The organism is Vibrio owensii, assembly GCF_002021755.1.
Classification (GTDB): domain Bacteria; phylum Pseudomonadota; class Gammaproteobacteria; order Enterobacterales; family Vibrionaceae; genus Vibrio; species Vibrio owensii.
Genome location: NZ_CP019959.1, coordinates 2,730,590 through 2,749,082, shown reverse-complemented (window position 1 = coordinate 2,749,082; position 18,493 = coordinate 2,730,590). Strand labels below are relative to the sequence as shown.

Sequence of the window (18,493 nt, the reverse complement as noted above, 5' to 3'; positions counted from 1 at the left end):
CATTCTAATAGTAGGTAATTTAGTGATTACGCACGTCAAACCTACAGTATCAAGGCAGTCTCAATATCATGAAAAACATAGTGGTCCTCATTTCGGGTAACGGCAGTAACCTACAAGCAATACTTGAAGCCTGTGAAGCCAACATGCCAAACGCACAAGTGGCAGCGGTTTTTTCTAACAAAGCTGATGCCTACGGTTTGGAGCGTGCAAAACAGTTTGATGTGAATGGTCACTTTGTCGATCCTAAAGCATTTGAATCTCGTGAAGACTTTGATGCCGAACTGATGAAGCAAATTGATGAATACCAACCAGACGTGATTGTATTGGCTGGTTACATGCGTATTCTCAGCAGTGCGTTTGTTTCCCATTATCTGGGTAAGATGATCAACATCCACCCTTCTCTATTGCCTAAGTATCCGGGTTTACAAACCCACCAGCGTGCCATTGAGGCCGGAGACAAAGAGCACGGCACCAGCGTTCACTTTGTGACAGAAGAATTAGACGGTGGTCCTGTTGTGCTGCAAGCTAAAGTACCGGTATTTGAAGACGATGATGCCGACGCACTCGCCGCACGTGTGCAGACTCAAGAGCACAACATCTACCCAATGGTGACTAGGTGGTTAGTCGAAGGGCGATTATCGATGACCGAAGGCAAAGCGTATCTCGATGGTTTTGAGCTAGGTGCGCACGGTTACGCCGACGAGTAGTTCTCAACTCCAAACACCAAACGCAAAAGGCAGCCATCAGGCTGCCTTTTGTTTTATTCGAATGTTTTACTGCGAGAAAACCATCACTCCAACGGCTCAGTCGGCGCTTGGTTACCCGGCTTAGGCGCAGCAAATGGTACATCCGTTAGCGCTTCGGCGTTGTTCAATATCAACTCACCAACATGGAACAAGCCATACTCACCCGGCTTCATTCGATGCCAAGTCTCATTGCCAGTAAGCGGCTGAGTCGCAATCACAGAAACCACGTCGTTTGGTGTTGTCTCTTCTTGGAAGTTGATTTCTACATCTTCATCTAACAGCGCTGCCTTGCCAAATGGTGCTCGACGCGTGATCCAGTAAAGATGGTTGGTACAGTAAGTCATCACAAACTCACCGTCGCTGAGCAGCATGTTAAACACGCCCTTGTCTTTCAACTTATCACAGCACTGGGCAATATAAGCAAAGACCGCTTCCATATCTTGAGGAGGCTCAGGGTATTTGTCTTCCATCTGTTTGAGTAGCCAACAGAAAGCCATCTCACTGTCGGTTTCTCCGACCGGACGGTGACGACCCGTATACAAATCTTGGTAGTCAGTTAGCTGACCATTGTGTGCAAAAGTCCAATAACGTCCCCAAAGCTCACGCGTAAACGGGTGTGTGTTTTCTAGATTCACGCCACCTCGGTTTGCTTGGCGAATATGGCTGACCACCGCGCGACTTTTGATCGGGTAGTTTTGCACTAATTCAGCAATTTTCGAGTCACAACTTGGGTTTGGATCTTTGAAAGTACGGAACCCCTTTCCTTCATAGAAAGTAATTCCCCAGCCATCACGATGCGGGCCAGTGCGACCACCGCGCTGCATCAAGCCTGTAAAACTGAAACAAATATCTGTAGGAACATTTGCGCTCATGCCGAGCAATTCACACATGGTTTAACGAACTCCTTACCTTAAAACACAACTAAGCCAGTATTCGGCTTAGTTGTAAATCTTATTCCATCTCTTTTTCGATCAACTGAATGATGATGTGAATGATCTTAATGTGCACTTCTTGGATACGGTCTGCGTAGCCAAAGTGTGGTACGCGGATCTCGATGTCTGCAAGACCTGCCATTTTACCGCCATCTTTACCCGTTAACGCGATCGTCTTCATGCCTTTCGCTTGTGCCGCTTCAATCGCTTTTAGGATGTTGCCTGAGTTGCCAGAAGTCGACAAACCAAACAGAACGTCACCTTTGCGGCCTACTGCTTCTACGTAACGAGAGAATACGAAATCGTAACCAAAGTCGTTACTTACACAAGAAAGGTGGCTTGGATCTGAAATAGCGATACCAGCGTAACCTGGGCGGTTTTCACGGTAACGACCTGTTAGCTCTTCTGCAAAGTGCATAGAGTCACAGTGAGAACCACCGTTACCGCACGACAACACTTTACCATCTTGCTTGAATGAGTCAGCAATCATTTTCGCTGCCGCTTCGATTTGCGCGATGTTGTGGTCATCACTTAAAAACTTATTCAGAACTTCAGCAGCTTCGTTTAATTCACTTCTAATCAGATCTTGGTACATAAGACGTTCTCTTTATTATTTCGGCCACAGCGGAGCGTTTCCGCTTCTCACTTGGCAAATTGTTCTGATGCGAAATTCACACCGGACAGTTCATTACTCTGAGTTTACCCACAAACGAGAATTAGTGTCGATAGCGATCCAACAGATTTGGATTCATCGCGGTAATAAACTTGTTAACTTGCTTACGAAATCATCACCCAACTCCCAACTTTAGAATTTTAACTCTACTTAGATCACTTTTTACTCAATCTTGGGTTTTACATTTTATTAATATTTTGATTACACTTATGAGAACTGGTTAGACCTCTTACCAAAATACAGACGTACAACATAATTAAAGTCTGAAAAGGAAAAAACATATGGACATCTTGCTCTCAATCGTAGCGATGACAGTTGTATTAGGCATTACGCTTTACCACAGAATGTCACTCGTGAAATCCGTCAGTCTGCTAACTGCTGCCATGCTAGCACTGACTTTCGCAGGCTCAGTTGGTGTTATTGGCTGGGCACTTTACGTTCTTGCTGTTGCAGTGCTCGCGGTTTCTAGCATTCGCCAATCCCTCATTAGCCGCAAAGCACTCGTTATGTTTAAGAAAGTCCTGCCTGCTATGTCTCAAACCGAGAAAGAAGCCTTGGACGCAGGTACAGTTTGGTGGGAAGCCGAGCTATTCAAAGGCAAACCGGAATGGCAAAAGCTTCACGCAATCAAAGCGCCTAAGCTAAGCAAAGAAGAGCAAGCTTTCCTAGATGGCCCAGTAAATGAAGTATGTGCCATGGTGAGTGACTTCCAAGTAACGCACGAGCTGGCTGACCTTCCACCAGAAGTGTGGCAATACCTGAAAGACAACAAATTCTTCGCCATGATCATCAAGAAGAAATACGGTGGCCTAGAATTTTCTGCATACGCGCAATCTTTGGTACTGCAAAAACTAACAGGCGTATCTGGCGTGCTGTCTTCTACCGTTGGCGTACCAAACTCGTTAGGTCCTGGTGAACTTCTGCAACACTACGGTACAGAAGAACAAAAAAATCATTACCTACCGCGCCTAGCAGAAGGTAAAGAAATCCCATGTTTCGCACTGACTAGCCCAGAAGCAGGTTCCGATGCGGGCTCTATCCCAGATTACGGCGTGGTATGTAAAGGCGAATGGCAAGGTGAAGAAGTCCTTGGTATGCGTCTAACTTGGAACAAGCGTTACATCACTCTAGCGCCAGTCGCAACCGTACTTGGTCTTGCATTCAAACTGCGAGACCCAGAAGGCCTGCTTGGTGACAAAGAAGATCTTGGTATTACTTGTGCTCTAATCCCAACTGACCTTAAAGGCGTTGAGATTGGTAACCGTCACTTCCCGCTTAACGTACCATTCCAAAATGGCCCAACTCGCGGTAAAGACATCTTCGTACCGATGGACTTCATCATCGGCGGCGAGAAAATGGCAGGCCAAGGCTGGCGTATGCTGGTTGAGTGTCTATCGGTTGGTCGTGGTATCACGCTACCTTCAAACTCAACAGGCGGCATCAAAACTGCAGCGATGGCGACAGGTGCTTACTCGCGCATTCGTCGTCAGTTCAAACAGCCTATCGGTCACATGGAAGGCGTCGAAGAGCCATTAGCACGTCTAGGTGGTAATGCTTACGTGATGGATGCAGCAAGTAACTTAACCGTGGCGGGTATCGACCTAGGTGAAAAACCTTCGGTTATCTCAGCTATCGTGAAGTACCACTGTACGCATCGTGGTCAACAAAGCATCATCGACGCGATGGACATCGTAGGCGGTAAAGGTATCTGTATGGGGCCTTCTAACTTCCTAGCGCGTGGTTACCAAGGCGCGCCAATCGCAGTAACCGTAGAAGGTGCGAACATCTTGACTCGTTCTATGATCATCTTCGGTCAGGGCGCGATTCGTTGTCACCCTTACGTTCTTGAAGAGATGAACGCAGCATATTCTGACGCTGGCGATGCGGTTGAGAAGTTCGACAAAGCACTAGCTGGTCACGTGAGCTTCACCATGAGTAACCTAGTGCGCAGCATCTGGTTTGGTCTAAGTGACGGTCTAGGTTCTTCATCACCAACCAAAGACGCAACCAAGCGTTACTACCAACAATTGAACCGTTACAGCGCAAACCTTGCTCTGCTGTCGGATATCTCGATGGCAGTACTAGGCGGTTCATTGAAACGTAAAGAGCGTCTGTCTGCGCGTCTTGGTGACATTCTAAGCCAGCTATACCTGAGCTCTGCAACATTGAAACGCTTTGAGCAAGATGGCCGTCCTGTTGAAGATTTGCCATTAGTACATTGGGGCTTGCAAGACAGCTTGAAGCAAACGGAAGCGGCAGTTGATGAGTTCCTAGCGAACTTCCCGAACAAAGTGATTGGTCGTGCACTACGCGTATTGATCATGCCATTTGGCCGCGTACGTAAGGCACCAAGCGACAAGCTAGACAGCAAAGTCGCTCGTATTCTACAAACGCCAAGTGCAACACGTTCACGTATTGGTCGAGGTCAGTACCTAGAACCAACAGAACACAACGCAGCAGGTAAGATTGAACTGGCACTGTCTGTGATTCTTCAAGCTGAGCCTGTATTTGACAAAGTATGTAAAGCGCAAGGTAAACGCCGTCCATTCATGCGTTTAGATATGATTGCTCAAGAAGGTCTAGAGCAAGGCGTGATTACTCAAGAAGAAGCTGATTTGCTGAGAGAAGCAGAGCAACACCGCCTAGACACCATCAACGTAGACGATTTTGAGCCAGAGTTATTGGCCGCAAAGCCACTTTACCCTCAGATGGAAAACGTCGCTTAAGCGAATGATGGCTTAAACGATAAATAGGAAAGCAAAACGGGAGCCGAGGCTCCCGTTTTTTATTGAATCTCTGCTTCGCACAACACGGCGATCGCAAAGAAGCGCTTATTGTTCGTTATCGTCTTCAACAATAAACGACTGTTCAATTCTGCGCAGTTCTTCCTGCTCTTTCAGCTTAAGTTCTTCTTGAAGCGTCGCTCTGCGTTCGTTCAATGCTTTCTTTTCTGACTTAGTTAAGAACTTCACCGCTTTTTTGTTTGCCAATGCGTACGCAACGACATCTTCACCTTTTTCACGACGTTCATTCACGCGTTGCGAGAAACGTTCGTTGTCACGTGCTTTACGTTCAGCTGAAGTTAATTTACTCATTTTTATGCCTTTAATAAGAATACAGCAGCCCAATTGCTGCCCTCAGGTAAACAAATGAGAAGTCATTCATATAGCTGATGGCGTGAATCTAGCATAGATATGTAAAGGAACAGCGAAGTGATTGTGTGTGCGCACTAGAACCTACTGCCGAATACTATGTAGAGAGTGAAGAAACAAACGCCCCAGCGCGCTGACAATAGATTCTTAGTCTCGCTGGAGCTCGCTAGAATGACGGTTTACTTTTAGTTATCAGGTTACTACACGCACAGCATTTCTAGGTTTTCATCACCCTGAACAGTAAGGAACGAACGTGATTCAGAATCTACTCACCAAGAGGGGCTAACTAGGCAGACAAAAGATCCGGTTTGGAAAAACATCCGCCAAACACTCTGACTACGTAATAGATGTACGTTGCTCTAAAATTCGACATGCCATGTTTAAGGCATATTTGACACAGAAGCCTATCCGCTTGCTCTCGACTGCTTTGCGGCAATACTTCCTCCCTCATGAGTTGATACAACGCATCATGCACCAGAGAAGCCTTGAGAATGTTCTTGGTATCAATCGCAGGGCCACTAGCTCCATCCCATGAGTAACCTTTCTTAATCGTCAGCAACCCCTGCTCAGATAGACTCAGAAACGGACTATCAAAAGGCTGCGCGAGGGTAATACCCGTTTCAATCTGTTCTTCGGAATGAAGGTTGTATTTGTACGTCCGACGTTTTTTGTACTTCATAAGAGACCTCCTAGTCGCCTCACTTATTGAGGCACTTAACCTAAAGCTTTTCTGAGAGTTTCTTTAGGTAGTTTTGATTCGGCATTCACCTTCACTCCACCAATTTAACTCGAAACCAAAAACTCCCTTCACTACCTAAATGAATACGAAATAATCAAACATTGTATTATGAGGTCGGTTTAATATCTTTTCTGTGAAGTTTCGACACTTTTTAACTCACTAGTTCTGTCTTTATCTTGCCAATAGTGGACAAGCTGAGATTAAATGCCGCCCAAAACAACACCTTACAGGTTGGCATATGGAATATACTATTTCTAATGAAGAAGAAGCATTTGAATATTTGAGGAAAGTAGTAGATAAAGAGGTAAATGTTGAAGATTGCAGCATCACATTTGATGGCTGGCCATCTTTAAATATTCACGTCGTGGGCGATAAGTTTGACTCTTCACTCACACCATCATTGATGAAAGGCTTTCTTGAATTACAAAAAGGTATAAATCGCTCGTATTGTTTAGTTAAGTACGGAACTCCCAATACCAATGTTCTAACAAATCAAGAACGTGAAGAGCTTGAGATTCAAGTCAAGGTAGGAAAAGGAAGTACAGTCACCAGTATCGACTTGCAATCTCTTTTAACCAACATCGGTTCAAAGGTCATTGATAAAATGGATCCAACAACACTTGCTATCACTCTAGTGAGTCTTGGTCTGATTTGGGCAGGTAAGACTAGTTATGCACAATATCTCGAGAATAGACGCCAAATTCGCGAGTCAGAGGTGAAGAGTGAAGAAACTCGTGAAATGCTAACGAATCAACGTTTCTTGTCAGAGCAAGAAACTGAGAGAACTCGATTACTAACGCAGACATTAGCCAATAATGTTCAAATTGCGGCACTGAACAATGTAGCCACCGATACTAAGTCAGCTCTGATCAAAGAGCTGGGGACATCCAACAAGAGCACAATCCAAGGCATTGATCTCGAGGGAGAAACAGCAGCTGAACTTAGTAAAAATGCTCGAAGAAAATCTATCGATGTCGCCTTCAATGCACTATTCCGAATTTTAGTTGTTGATTCATCTGACCCTGATTGCTTCAAAGTCCGCCTAAAAAATATTGAAACAAAGGACGAGTTTACGGCAAAGGTTCAAGACTACTCTTTAGATTCAAAATACATCAAAGCACTACAATATGGTGAATGGAGTAAAACACCAATCCAGTTGGTGGTTTCAGCTAAGTCGATGGAAAACGACATTAGAAATGCTCTTGTACTAGAAGCTAAAGTTCCTGAAGCTTAAGAGCATCAAAAAATGGAGCCAATCGGCTCCGTTTTTAATTTAAATTCTTACGCCCTACTTCTTAGGCACTTCCAACTGCATCTCTGGCATGGCTTGGCGTTTGGCTTTGAGCTTGCTCCAGATAATCCAGAATAGAATCACCAGAATCAATGCAATCACGTTGCCGATGGCAATGATGATCATGCTACGTTTACGTTCGGCTTCGCGCTCGGCGATGATGCGTTTTTCCATTTCGATGCGGCGTTGCTCGGCGATCTCAGCTTCTTTCGCTAAGCGCGCAGCTTCGAGATCCACTTCATCGACGACGCTGAATGACTGCTCTTTGATTGGGAAGACTAGTGAGCGCTTGGTTGCTAGGTCTGTGGCAAAGACTTCACCATGCCATGAGTACTTACCTAACTCTGGATCGTTATCCATATCAAGTGTGGTTTTGGTGCCGTCAGCAGACACTTGACCTTGGCTGTAGCTGATAAAGCCGTCTGGTGCTTCTTGCTCAACGTTCACGGCAATGGATCCCGGTGTGATCATGCCTTGCTCACCGCTAACCACCAGCTTGTGTGGTTGGTCTGCATGACGTGCTTGAATAAAGGTGCGTGTGATTGGCGATGGGTACACCAGTACCACTTGCTCCTGAGCTCGCAAAAATACGCCATTGCCCGACGTAATACGTGCACGGTATTTACCTGGCTCGATATCAATTGGCAGTTGAACGGTAAACACACCGTCGCCTGCTTTTTCATCTAGCCCGCGGCCATCATCAGCAAACTCGCCAATCACCATAGGTACGGGACGCGCTTCTTTGATCAGTTCGTCTTCGTTTTCTACAAACTTAGTGAAGGTGACGCGCAGATTTACGCGGTCTAGGAAATCACGCAGTACAAGCGGTTTATCGTCTGAAGTCAAACGCGCGGTGAACTTGAGCGCTTCATTCTGATAAAGGCGATTTGGGAACACATCAGTGCTGAGCTTTAAGTGCGAGATCAGACGAATGTTGTTTTTCGGGGTGACTTTTCCGACAGCCTGCCACGGACCTGGCATGGGTTTATCTATCGAAATAATATCGAGGGAAGATTCTTGATACCAACGAACGTTGTCGTAGGTGCCCCAAGCATAGTACTTTTTACCGTCAGGGCGGACAAGGACGACGGGCTGAGAGCTCTGTTCACGATAAACCAAAAAAGTAATCTGTTCGATGGTTGGATCGACACGAAAGCGGTTATCTAACAAAGACATGGCGGACTCGCTCGCGGCAAACGCGAAACAACTCCAGAACGCTAAAATAGCGACTGACAAAGCCCTCAACATAGTCTCTCCTATTTACTACCAAATACTGTCGTTCACCAGTTCGAGTCTTTTCTGGTGTGCTTCTACTTCATCGGCAGTTGCACGCAAAACCTTTAGCGCTTTTCTTCCTTCAACACGACGAATGCCTTCCGCTTCACCGTCTTTTTTATTGGCATTAAATTCTAGGCTAGTTTGTCCACCTGTCATCAATAGGTAAACGTCGGCTAGAATCTCCGCATCGAGCAATGCCCCGTGGAGAGTACGGTGTGAGTTATCAATACCGTAACGTTCACACAATACGTCAAGGTTGTTTCGCTTGCCCGGGAAGATTTTCTTCGCCATGGCAAGGGTATCGGTCACCTTACAGTAATCATCCGTCTTACCGATGCTTGGATTGAGCATTTCAAACTCGTAATCCATGAAGCCGGTATCGAAGGGCGCGTTGTGGGCAACCAGCTCGGCGCCTTTAATGAAATCTAGAAACTCTTGGTGTACGGCAGAGTATTCTGGCTTATCGACCAAGAATTCATCCGTAATACCGTGGACGCCAATCGCGTCTGGTTGGATTTCACGGTCAGGCTTTAAGTAGACGTGAAAGTGACGACCAGTCAGCTTACGGTTGATGATCTCCACGGCACCAATTTCGACGATGCGGTGACCCATGTAGTGAGGACCACCTTCTAGGTTCATACCCGTGGTTTCGGTATCGAGAACGACAATACGATTATGTTCAGAATTGCTGCTGGTATTCATAAGGTTATGTGTGTCAGACTATGCTTTATTAAATGTTTCGGCTAATAGTACCAAAAATATGACCAAACACGTTGAGATTTTCACTGATGGATCTTGTTTAGGCAATCCGGGCCCTGGTGGTTACGGCATTGTCTTGCGTTACAAGCAAACAGAAAAGACCCTCGCGAAAGGCTACACTCTGACCACGAATAACCGCATGGAAATGTTGGCCGCCGTGGTTGCACTTCAAACGCTAAAAGAGCCATGCCAAGTGACGTTAACGACGGATAGCCAGTACGTGCGCCAAGGCATTACGCAGTGGATTCACAACTGGAAGAAACGTGGCTGGAAAACAGCGGATAAAAAGCCGGTGAAGAATGCCGATTTGTGGCAAGCGCTTGATAAAGAGACCGCTCGCCACCAAGTCGATTGGCATTGGGTTAAAGGCCATGCAGGTCATCGTGAAAATGAAATCTGTGATGAGCTGGCGCGCGCAGCCGCAGAAAACCCAACCGAAGAAGATACAGGGTATCAAGCGTCTTAGTTTTTACTGCTTGAGACCTTTTTCACAGCACTACCCTCTCTGTTCATCACGCCAAGTGGTGTTAGCTTTCTCTTCAAGCGCCAATGTGGCTTGATAGGTTTGAGAGGGTACGTTCGTTTACGAGCCACAATATAATACAAGCTCCCCGCCGGTGATGCCCAATCACCCAAACTGTTCTCTAACCACGTCCACATGGTTTTGTAACGCGTCATTGGAAACAGCGCATAGCGATCGCAGTGAATCACTTGGTAGTTCAATACCCCTAACCAGTCTTTTATTCGGTTCACCGTGAACATGCGACCACTCCATGGCAAATTATTTCTTCGCCAAGGCAATAAACTCGCTAACCCAGTGAGACTGATCGGATTGAACCCCGTAATAATAAGATAACCATCATCCATCATGACGCGATCAACTTCGCGCAGCAGTCGATGGGGATCACTTGCATAGTCAAGCTGATGAGCAAGCACCACAACATCAAAGCTTTTTTCTAAAAAGGGTAATTCGTAACCATCTGCGATGACATTATGCAACGGGTTCTGGATATCTACGTTGACTTGGTGTTGAATGTTACAACTACAGCTGGTTAGCTCACAGCTCAAACCACCCAATTTCAACATGTGGTAACCGAACAGCTTCGGACACCACTCATCAAGTCGGGTTTGGATTGACTCAAGTACCCACGGCCCATTGTTCATGTCTGACCAAGTCGACGGGTGCTGTAAAGTTTTGTTGCTGAGTGCTGGTTTCATTAACCACCTGACTATATAAAGGGTGACGGAGAACGAATCGTGTTAGAGATCAAAAGCATACCCGCATTTAATGATAATTACATCTGGCTGATACAAAATAGCGACAAGCGATGTGCCGTGGTCGATCCGGGCGATGCTAAGCCAGTGTTAGAATATTTGCAGGCTAACGAGTTAACTTTAGAAGCGATCTTAATTACGCACCACCACAACGATCACATTGGTGGCGTTCCAGATTTAGTTCATGCTTTTCCTCATGTTTCTGTTGTTGGGCCAAAAGCGGAACCTATCCCAACATTAACCAATGCAATGGAAGAAGGCGATAAGCTTGAGCTTTTCGGAGAAATCTTCATGGTGCTGGGTTTGCCGGGTCACACGCTTGGTCACATCGGCTACGCTGGTGATGGTAAATTGTTCTGTGGCGATGTGCTGTTCTCTGCAGGTTGTGGTCGTATTTTTGAGGGCACACCAGAGCAGATGTTCGAGTCACTGAGCAAAATCATGAAGCTGCCAGAAGAGACCGAAGTGTTCTGCGCGCACGAATACACCGCAAGCAACGTCGCCTTTGCCCTAGCGGTTGAGCCAGACAATGAGCACTTACGCCAGTACCGTGATGACGTAAACCGACTACGCGGATTAAACATTCCCACCATTCCTACCACGCTTCGCAAAGAGAAGTTAATTAACCCATTCCTGCGTGCAACCAACGCAGAGGTCATAAAATCTGTAACAAACCGTATCGAAAATAGCGACCCATGCTCGGTTTTTACAGCTTTACGTGAGTGGAAGAACGAATTTTAACCAATTTCTGCTTGTAACTTTGCTCGACGCAAGTATTATCGTGAGCTGATTTTCATAGAAGCGCCTCTGGCGCTTCTATTGCGTTTGGGGCTGATATAAAGCTGTTTGTATTTCACCCAATCGCATAAAAGTAGCGGCTTTCGCGCCCTACCCTTAGTTAGTGTTACAAGATGTCTATTATCTTGCGACTGCCACGCACCTTAGCTGCGCGACAGGCAGGAGAAGATAAACAGGCCCTAAATAGGCTGAATCCATGCGTTTAAAGTACAGTTGGGCGTTGGCGTTACTACTTTCTGGCTGTCAATTGACACAGTCAGATTCAACAAACACACCAACACCAGAAACCAATAAGTCCGAGCAAGCGGTAAAACAAGACGCGGCTCAAGCGGACTCCGAGAAAAAGCAATCGATAGCGAAGAAACCTGCTAAAGAGACGCCAAAAACCCTTTCTCCTCAGGAACAAGAAGATGTATGGCGCCGTATCGGCATGCAGCTTGAAATGGACATCCCAGACAACAAGAAAGTCGCTTACTACCGTACATGGTATCTGAAGCACCCTAACCACCTGCGCACCGTTTCAGAGCGTGCACAGCCGTTTTTGTACATGATTACAAAGCGTATTGAAGAACGTGGTCTTCCAATGGAATTGGCGCTTCTACCTATCGTAGAGAGCTCATTTGACCCATTCGCGTACTCACACGGTAGCGCGGCTGGTCTTTGGCAGTTCGTTCCAGGCACCGGCAAGATGATGGGCCTAGAGCAGAACTACTGGTACGACGGTCGTCGTGATGTGTACGCAGCGACGGATGCAGCACTTGATTACCTAGAGCAACAAAGCAAGCGCTTTGACGGTAACTGGGATCAAGCGATTGCTGCTTACAACAGTGGCGGCGGTCGTGTATCAAGCGCGATTCGTAAGAACAAAAAGCTAGGTAAACCTACGGACTTCTTCTCTCTAGATCTTCCAAAAGAGACCAGCAGTTACGTTCCTAAGCTACTTGCGCTTGCAGACATCATTGCGAACCAAGATAAGTACGGCATCGACATTCCACCGATCCCGAACAAACCTGTGCTTACGCAAGTCGATCCAAAAGAACAATTGGATCTCGCGATTGCGGCAGACTACGCGGGCATTGGTGTGAAAGAACTGCAAGGTTACAACCCAGCTTACAACCAATGGTCGACAGCACCTGACGGCCCGCATCAGCTTCTTATTCCTATCGAGAAGAAGGATCAGTTCCTTGCTCAGGTGAAGAAGAACCGTGGTAAAGGCATGAAGGTCGCACGCTACAAAGTGAAGTCTGGTGACTCGCTCAGCGTTTTGGCTCAGAAGTACGGTACGACAACGAAAGTTATCCAACGTGCTAACGGCCTAAAAAACAACAATATTCGCGTTGGTCAGTACCTAATGATCCCAACGTCAACAAAAGACGATGCTAAGTACGCGCTTACCGCCGAAAATCGCCTTAACAAAACGCAATCTCAAGCTCGCGGTCAATTCAAACTGACTCACGTTGTGCAATCTGGCGAGAGCTTGTGGTCTATCGCAAAAGAGAACAAGGTTTCTCATAAGTCTCTGGCGAAATGGAACGGCATGGGACCAAAAGACACCTTGCGCGTTGGCCAAAAACTGGTGATCTGGAAAAACTCAGATAAAGGCGCAGTAATTCGCACAGTGTTCTACGACGTACGTTCTGGCGACACCATCAGTGGCATTGCGAGCAAGTTTAAGGTGAAGAGCAACGACATCGTGAAATGGAATTCTCTTCAAAAGCAGAAGTACCTGAAACCAGGTCAGAAGCTTAAGTTGTATGTTGACGTAACTAAGGTAAGTGTATGAACCCATCGAGTAACCCGCTTGTAATGTTGTTGGATATTTTTCGATCTCCAACATCTTGCTTCTTGGCGCTGTATCAGCGTGGAGGCTGGGGGTGGCAACCGTTCATCTTTTTGATGCTCAGTCCATTCCTATTCTGGGGTGCCTATTTCTCGAATGTGGACTTCACTTGGCTAAGTGAACAATTAACGGCGCAATTCCAACAGGTCGATCCTAAGCAGATTGAACTGTTGGAGCCAAACACGCTGATGGCAAGTGCGATCATCAATGATGTGTTTAACCGCTTTGCAACCCTGCTGCTTTTGGCGCTGTGGTTCTTCCTAGCGACTAAAGCAAGCAAACAACAATACGGTTACTGGAAATGGTTTGCGGCTTGTTCTGCAATCCTATTCCCAGCAGTACTAGGCGACATCGCAAGCTATGCGAGCCTGTTACTGAAACACGGTCAGGTAATGACGTACGCGGCGGATTTAAACAGCCTAAATGGTTTGTTAAAACTGCCACTCACCAATGAATGGTCACATTTTGCTAGCTCATTACCGCTGCTTTTGCCTTGGTACATTGTGCTTGGTTACGGTGTGGTTCTGACTTGGACAGAGTTTGAACGTGGACAGGCTCTTGTGATTTCGAGCCTGCCTTGGATTGCGTTTTACGTGATTTGGGCGTTGTACATCGTTATTGCTTAAGCCATTTAAACGAGCTCATAAGAGCCCTTACTGGTCGTTAAGCGTAAACGACACCAATAATGGATTATGATCGGAAGCGTCGCTCTGCGGCGCTTTCGCGTTTTTGAGGGTCAGACCTCGGTAAAAGACGTGGTCGAGTGGTAATCCGGTAATGAACTGAGTGCGGTTATCTTGACTGAACTTCGCTTCTTGTAGGTCTGCCTTTTGGAGAGCCGTCTTCATTGCTTTAACGCGGTCCTCACTCCAGCTATTGAAATCTCCCGCAAACAAAATTGGGCCTTTGTGCTCTTTTAGAACCATTTCTAAACCAGACAACTGTGAAGTGTACTCTTCAGTTCCAACGGTAAAGTTAATCGCATGAATGTTTACCACAGCTAGGGTCTCGCCATTGCTAAGTTGATACTTGCTGTACAGAGCAGACTTTGGCAAACGCAGCCATGGTTCTTTAGAAGTGTACGCACAAGCAAGAATTGGCTCTTTCTGCGCAATACTGATTACCCCAGCACCACTTCCTAGTGCCTTAAACGCGCTTACTTGGTTGCTCATCCAATGGCCTTCCACCAGCCAGTTTTTAAACTCATCGGTCAAACTGGCTTCTTGTAAAAGCAACAGCTGTTTATTGGCAGAGAAAGCATCGAGCGCTTGTTGCCAGTTGTCTCTGTTTTGCTTATAGATGTTCCATACCAAAACGTTAAGCTCACCATTCTTATCAATCGCTTGTGGCTTATTAAACTCCATACAGCGGATATCTTGAGTAATGTTCGTCCCTGTTTGAGTAACAATCTGTGGTTGTTCCGGCACAGTAAAGATCACCTGAAAACTCACAAACCCAGCGATAATGAGAAAAACTAACGCAAAAGCTAAACGCTGATACATAGACCTACCTGAATGCAAATAAAATGGAATCAAAAATACGAGCAATAAAAAAGGAGCCATTCTCGGCTCCCTTTTAGCTTACTCAAATTTTCACCACATGCTGTAGTGAAATCTTATATCTATCTGGATAAAGATTAGATTGCGTCTTCGTCTTCTTCACCCGTACGGATACGTACTACACGCTCTACGTCGGTTACGAAGATCTTACCATCACCAATCTTACCGGTTTGCGCCGTTTCAATGATGGTTTCTACACACTTGTCTGCAACGTCTTCTGTCACAACGATTTCTAGCTTCACTTTAGGAAGGAAATCCACCATGTACTCAGCACCACGGTACAGTTCAGTGTGACCTTTCTGACGACCAAAGCCTTTCACTTCAGAGACGGTCATCCCTGTAATGCCTACTTCAGCCAATGCTTCTCGAACATCATCCAATTTGAATGGCTTGATAATCGCTTCAATCTTTTTCATGTTCATCCCTTAAGCTTCAATCGTTTGCGCATATTATCGGTTAGCGTCTCACAACATTCAATCCTTGTTGTCACCAAGCACCTGAAAATCCTGACACTGGTGGAATTTATTTGCGGATGAATGTAACAAAGTCGCGCAGTCAGCAACCCCGCATGCCCGAAACGAAAAAACCAGAGCACCGGCTCTGGCTTGATCTAAATCTTTATCTGGGTAATACCCGCGTTTACTTCAAGCTTGCGTAGTACGCTGCCAAGTTTGCGATATCTTCGTCTGACAATAGATTCGCTTGCGCTTGCATCACTGCGGCAAGACCACCTGTGCGTTGACCCGCTTTGTACGCCTTGATTGAACTTACGATGTATTGCTCATTCTGGCCTTTCAGGTTTGGGTAACCAGGAATCACCGCGATACCATCCGCACCATGACAAGCAGCACATACGCCAGCTTTTGCTTGCCCTGCGGCTACATCACCTGCCGCCAGAGCTTGCCCACTTAACATGGTTAGCGCCACCATTGCGCCCATGATTGTTTTCTTCATTGCTTCACCTAATCGATTATTATTTAAGGATTTTTATATTTAATAATCGACATTGTGGCATGAATTACAACGACTTGCGCCAGATAAGTTCACAATCTTGACCACTGAAGGCTTGATCAACAAACAAATCGCCGACCGCCACCACCTGATCTTGGTACATCAGAATCGGGATCTGGCGGCGCAGCCAACTCGGCACATTGTATTCTTGAAACAACTTCTTCAGCTTACGACTGTGATTACGCGTAGTTGGATGCGCAGAGAGTCCTTCAGGATTAAACGTCACTCTGAGAAGTTCAGGTTGAGGCGGTAAGGCAATGGTAGCTTTCTCTGAACTGGTACTCAAAGTGAGCTCTCCTAGTCGCTCAGGCAATACCAAAGCAGTATCAGTTTGAATGTCACTCTGCCACGCCGTGACATCGGCCGTATCAGTGACCCAATAAAGGCGATTTTGAAAACGGCGGACTTCACCCTGTTTGAGCTGAAGCTTTGGATTGGCATCTTGCTGTGCCAATCCCACTTCATTCCAAATCAAATTGAGCTGAACTTGCGTTGGCATATTGGCATTTAGCTTAGCTAGCCACATACGTACCAATCGCGCACGAGCCAGTTCACTGTGTGTAGCTAACTCTTCAATACTCAGACTCAAATCACTTTGCAGAGCACGCTCAAACACTGCGCTAAGCAACTCGTCCAGCAAAGCTTCTTGCTGCGCGCACAAGCTCGCACTGCGCTGCACCGCTTGATGGATACTCGGCCAACGTTCAGAAAGTTCTGGCACGATACGATGACGTAGGAAGTTACGGTCGTAACGAGTATCTTGGTTGCTTTCGTCTTCTACCCAATCCAGCTTTTGTTCTCTGGCTGTCGCTTCGATTTGCTCTCGCTTAACGGCCAGTAGTGGGCGAACTAATGTGCCATCAGCAAACGGCATGCTTTCAGCCATCGATGATAACCCCTTTGGTCCGCTGCCCCGTTTAAGTGCTAACAAGAAGGTTTCCACTTGGTCATCGGCATGTTGCCCTGTCAGCAGTAAGTCACCCATTTGGATATGCTTGGCTAAGACTTGGTAACGTGCTTCACGCGCCAACAACTCAATGCTTTCACCACTATTGATGTCTAAGTTCACGTGCTCAACCGAGCATGAGATTCCCGCTTGCTGAGCCCAAACTAAACATTGATTTGCCCAGTCGTCCGCATTCGTACTCAAACCATGATGTACGTACACCGCGCGACAGCTAACGGATTTAGAATCTGCTGATTGATTGCCTATCGAATGCGCTTGGCGATAACGGCTAAGCAGCTCAAGTAATAAACGCGAATCCACCCCGCCACTAAACGCCAAGACAATCTTGGTGCCTGATTGGTAATAACGATCAAGAACTTGAGCAAATTGCGAGTAAAGCGATTCCATAAATCATCCGATAGAAACAAAAAAAGGGTTGGACGCATGCCCAACCCTTTCTATTTTATCTGTAATCTAGCGAGAATTCAGCTAGCGCCTAGCAACAGCTGTAATTAGCAGTAACCGTAGTTCATTAGACGTTGGTAACGACGCTCTAGTAGCGTTTCGTGGTCTAGTTGCTCCAGATCTTCTAGCTGACGAAGCAAGTTTGCTTTCATGTTTTCAGCCATTTGAACGTGGTCACGGTGTGCACCGCCTAGTGGCTCTTCGATGATTTCATCGATAAGTTCAAGCTCTTTCAAACGTGGAGCGGTTAGGCCCATCGCGTCTGCTGCTTGTGGTGCCTTGTCTGAATCACGCCATAGGATTGAAGCACAACCTTCTGGAGAGATTACTGAGTACGTTGAGTACTGAAGCATGTTCACGTAGTCACCTACACCGATTGCAAGTGCACCGCCTGAACCGCCTTCGCCAACAACGTTACAGATTACTGGTACTTTAAGACCAGACATCACTTTAAGGTTCTTCGCGATCGCTTCAGATTGACCACGCTCTTCCGCGCCAACACCTGGGTATGCACCTGCCGTGTCGATGAAAGTGATGATAGGCATGTTGAAACGCTCTGCCATTTCCATCAAACGTAGCGCTTTACGGTAACCTTCTGGTTTAGGCATACCAAAGTTACGTTTTACTTTTTCTTTGGTCTCACGGCCCTTCTGGTGACCAATGATCATCACTGGACGACCTTCAAGACGAGCGATACCACCAACGATCGCTTTGTCGTCAGCAAACGCACGGTCACCCGCTAGTTCATCAAATTCATCAAATGCGTGCTTGATGTAATCTAGTGTGTATGGGCGTAAAGGGTGACGAGCCAGTTGAGCTGTTTCCCATGCACCTAGATTGCTGAAGGTTTTCTTCTTAAGTTCTAGGCTCTTTTTCTCAAGCTGTTCGATTTCTTTATCAAGGTCAACCGCAGAATCACCACCGTGACGAGATACGTCACGTAGCGCTTCGATTTTCGCTTCTAGTTCTGCAATTGGCTTTTCAAATTCAAGAAAGTTTAGGCTCATCTATGAATCCTTTTTTACTCAG

Annotated in this window: 19 protein-coding genes; 7 read left to right on the top strand and 12 right to left on the bottom strand. The window is 46.4% G+C overall.

Translation table 11 applies throughout. The features are described from left to right. The first annotated feature begins 68 nt into the window (after nucleotides 1–68). Entirely contained in the window at nucleotides 69–707 is a 639-nt protein-coding gene (purN, locus tag A9237_RS12625; protein ID WP_078608306.1) for a phosphoribosylglycinamide formyltransferase, read from the top strand. An 83-nt stretch (nucleotides 708–790) separates the two neighbouring features. On the opposite strand, the gene A9237_RS12620 is transcribed toward purN, so the two are convergent. Continuing rightward, nucleotides 791–1,636: a class II glutamine amidotransferase gene (locus A9237_RS12620; RefSeq protein WP_078608305.1), complete on the bottom strand. Its 846-nt coding sequence runs from the start codon at nucleotides 1,634–1,636 to the stop codon at nucleotides 791–793. A 61-nt stretch (nucleotides 1,637–1,697) separates the two neighbouring features. Continuing rightward, nucleotides 1,698–2,273, bottom strand: coding sequence for a D-sedoheptulose 7-phosphate isomerase (gene lpcA, locus A9237_RS12615; protein ID WP_005436835.1), 576 nt, complete (start codon nucleotides 2,271–2,273; stop codon nucleotides 1,698–1,700). Between the two features lie 359 nt (nucleotides 2,274–2,632). Here lpcA and fadE point away from each other — a divergent pair, with 359 nt between their 5' ends. Beyond that, nucleotides 2,633–5,077, top strand: a complete 2,445-nt coding sequence (gene fadE, locus A9237_RS12610; protein ID WP_078608304.1) for an acyl-CoA dehydrogenase FadE — start codon at nucleotides 2,633–2,635, stop codon at nucleotides 5,075–5,077. 105 nt (nucleotides 5,078–5,182) lie between these two features. On the opposite strand, the gene A9237_RS12605 is transcribed toward fadE, so the two are convergent. Further along, entirely contained in the window at nucleotides 5,183–5,446 is a 264-nt protein-coding gene (locus A9237_RS12605; protein ID WP_038895707.1) for a hypothetical protein, read from the bottom strand. Nucleotides 5,447–5,789: 343 nt separating this feature from the next. Beyond that, nucleotides 5,790–6,182, bottom strand: coding sequence for a DUF1353 domain-containing protein (locus A9237_RS12600; protein ID WP_078608303.1), 393 nt, complete (start codon nucleotides 6,180–6,182; stop codon nucleotides 5,790–5,792). Nucleotides 6,183–6,480: 298 nt separating this feature from the next. Between A9237_RS12600 and A9237_RS12595 the strand changes: the two genes are divergently transcribed. Continuing rightward, on the top strand, nucleotides 6,481–7,476 hold the full coding sequence (locus A9237_RS12595; RefSeq protein WP_051119272.1) for a hypothetical protein: 996 nt from the start codon (nucleotides 6,481–6,483) through the stop codon (nucleotides 7,474–7,476). A gap of 54 nt (nucleotides 7,477–7,530) precedes the next feature. Here A9237_RS12595 and A9237_RS12590 read toward each other — a convergent pair whose 3' ends face one another. Then, complete coding sequence (locus tag A9237_RS12590; RefSeq protein WP_078608302.1) at nucleotides 7,531–8,781, bottom strand: TIGR03503 family protein; 1,251 nt, start codon at nucleotides 8,779–8,781, stop codon at nucleotides 7,531–7,533. A 15-nt stretch (nucleotides 8,782–8,796) separates the two neighbouring features. Next, nucleotides 8,797–9,513, bottom strand: a complete 717-nt coding sequence (dnaQ, locus tag A9237_RS12585; RefSeq protein ID WP_005436825.1) for a DNA polymerase III subunit epsilon — start codon at nucleotides 9,511–9,513, stop codon at nucleotides 8,797–8,799. A 58-nt stretch (nucleotides 9,514–9,571) separates the two neighbouring features. On the opposite strand from dnaQ, the gene rnhA reads away from it, so the two are divergent. Continuing rightward, complete coding sequence (gene rnhA, locus A9237_RS12580; RefSeq protein ID WP_005446139.1) at nucleotides 9,572–10,036, top strand: ribonuclease HI; 465 nt, start codon at nucleotides 9,572–9,574, stop codon at nucleotides 10,034–10,036. Here rnhA and A9237_RS12575 read toward each other — a convergent pair. Further along, the gene (locus tag A9237_RS12575) at nucleotides 10,033–10,788 is read right to left on the bottom strand and encodes a class I SAM-dependent methyltransferase (protein WP_005436820.1); all 756 of its coding nucleotides are present in this window, start codon (nucleotides 10,786–10,788) and stop codon (nucleotides 10,033–10,035) included. The two genes, rnhA and A9237_RS12575, sit on opposite strands and share 4 nt — an antisense overlap. 39 nt (nucleotides 10,789–10,827) lie before the next feature. Between A9237_RS12575 and gloB the strand changes: the two genes are divergently transcribed. From gloB to A9237_RS12560, 3 genes are all read left to right on the top strand, one after another. Further along, nucleotides 10,828–11,586: a hydroxyacylglutathione hydrolase gene (gene gloB / locus A9237_RS12570; RefSeq protein WP_020195503.1), complete on the top strand. Its 759-nt coding sequence runs from the start codon at nucleotides 10,828–10,830 to the stop codon at nucleotides 11,584–11,586. A gap of 253 nt (nucleotides 11,587–11,839) precedes the next feature. Beyond that, nucleotides 11,840–13,426 (top strand): lytic transglycosylase, encoded by a 1,587-nt coding sequence (locus tag A9237_RS12565; RefSeq protein WP_038895700.1) that lies wholly within the window; start codon nucleotides 11,840–11,842, stop codon nucleotides 13,424–13,426. Next, nucleotides 13,423–14,109: a YIP1 family protein gene (locus tag A9237_RS12560; RefSeq protein ID WP_078608301.1), complete on the top strand. Its 687-nt coding sequence runs from the start codon at nucleotides 13,423–13,425 to the stop codon at nucleotides 14,107–14,109. Before A9237_RS12565 ends, A9237_RS12560 begins: the two co-directional genes overlap by 4 nt. A gap of 27 nt (nucleotides 14,110–14,136) precedes the next feature. Here the strand turns inward: A9237_RS12560 and A9237_RS12555 are convergent, their stop codons facing one another. The 5 genes from A9237_RS12555 to accA form a co-directional block, all read right to left on the bottom strand. Continuing rightward, nucleotides 14,137–14,985 carry an endonuclease/exonuclease/phosphatase family protein gene (locus tag A9237_RS12555; protein ID WP_078608300.1) on the bottom strand — a complete coding sequence of 283 codons (849 nt, stop codon included), beginning with the start codon at nucleotides 14,983–14,985 and terminating at the stop codon, nucleotides 14,137–14,139. A 134-nt stretch (nucleotides 14,986–15,119) separates the two neighbouring features. Further along, nucleotides 15,120–15,458: a nitrogen regulatory protein P-II gene (gene glnB / locus A9237_RS12550; protein ID WP_005436810.1), complete on the bottom strand. Its 339-nt coding sequence runs from the start codon at nucleotides 15,456–15,458 to the stop codon at nucleotides 15,120–15,122. Nucleotides 15,459–15,681: 223 nt separating this feature from the next. Continuing rightward, nucleotides 15,682–15,996: a c-type cytochrome gene (locus A9237_RS12545; RefSeq protein ID WP_009707411.1), complete on the bottom strand. Its 315-nt coding sequence runs from the start codon at nucleotides 15,994–15,996 to the stop codon at nucleotides 15,682–15,684. 64 nt (nucleotides 15,997–16,060) lie between these two features. Further along, nucleotides 16,061–17,407, bottom strand: coding sequence for a tRNA lysidine(34) synthetase TilS (tilS, locus tag A9237_RS12540; protein WP_078608299.1), 1,347 nt, complete (start codon nucleotides 17,405–17,407; stop codon nucleotides 16,061–16,063). A gap of 104 nt (nucleotides 17,408–17,511) precedes the next feature. Then, nucleotides 17,512–18,471 (bottom strand): acetyl-CoA carboxylase carboxyl transferase subunit alpha, encoded by a 960-nt coding sequence (gene accA / locus A9237_RS12535; protein ID WP_005436807.1) that lies wholly within the window; start codon nucleotides 18,469–18,471, stop codon nucleotides 17,512–17,514. Between the last annotated feature and the right edge of the window lie 22 nt (nucleotides 18,472–18,493).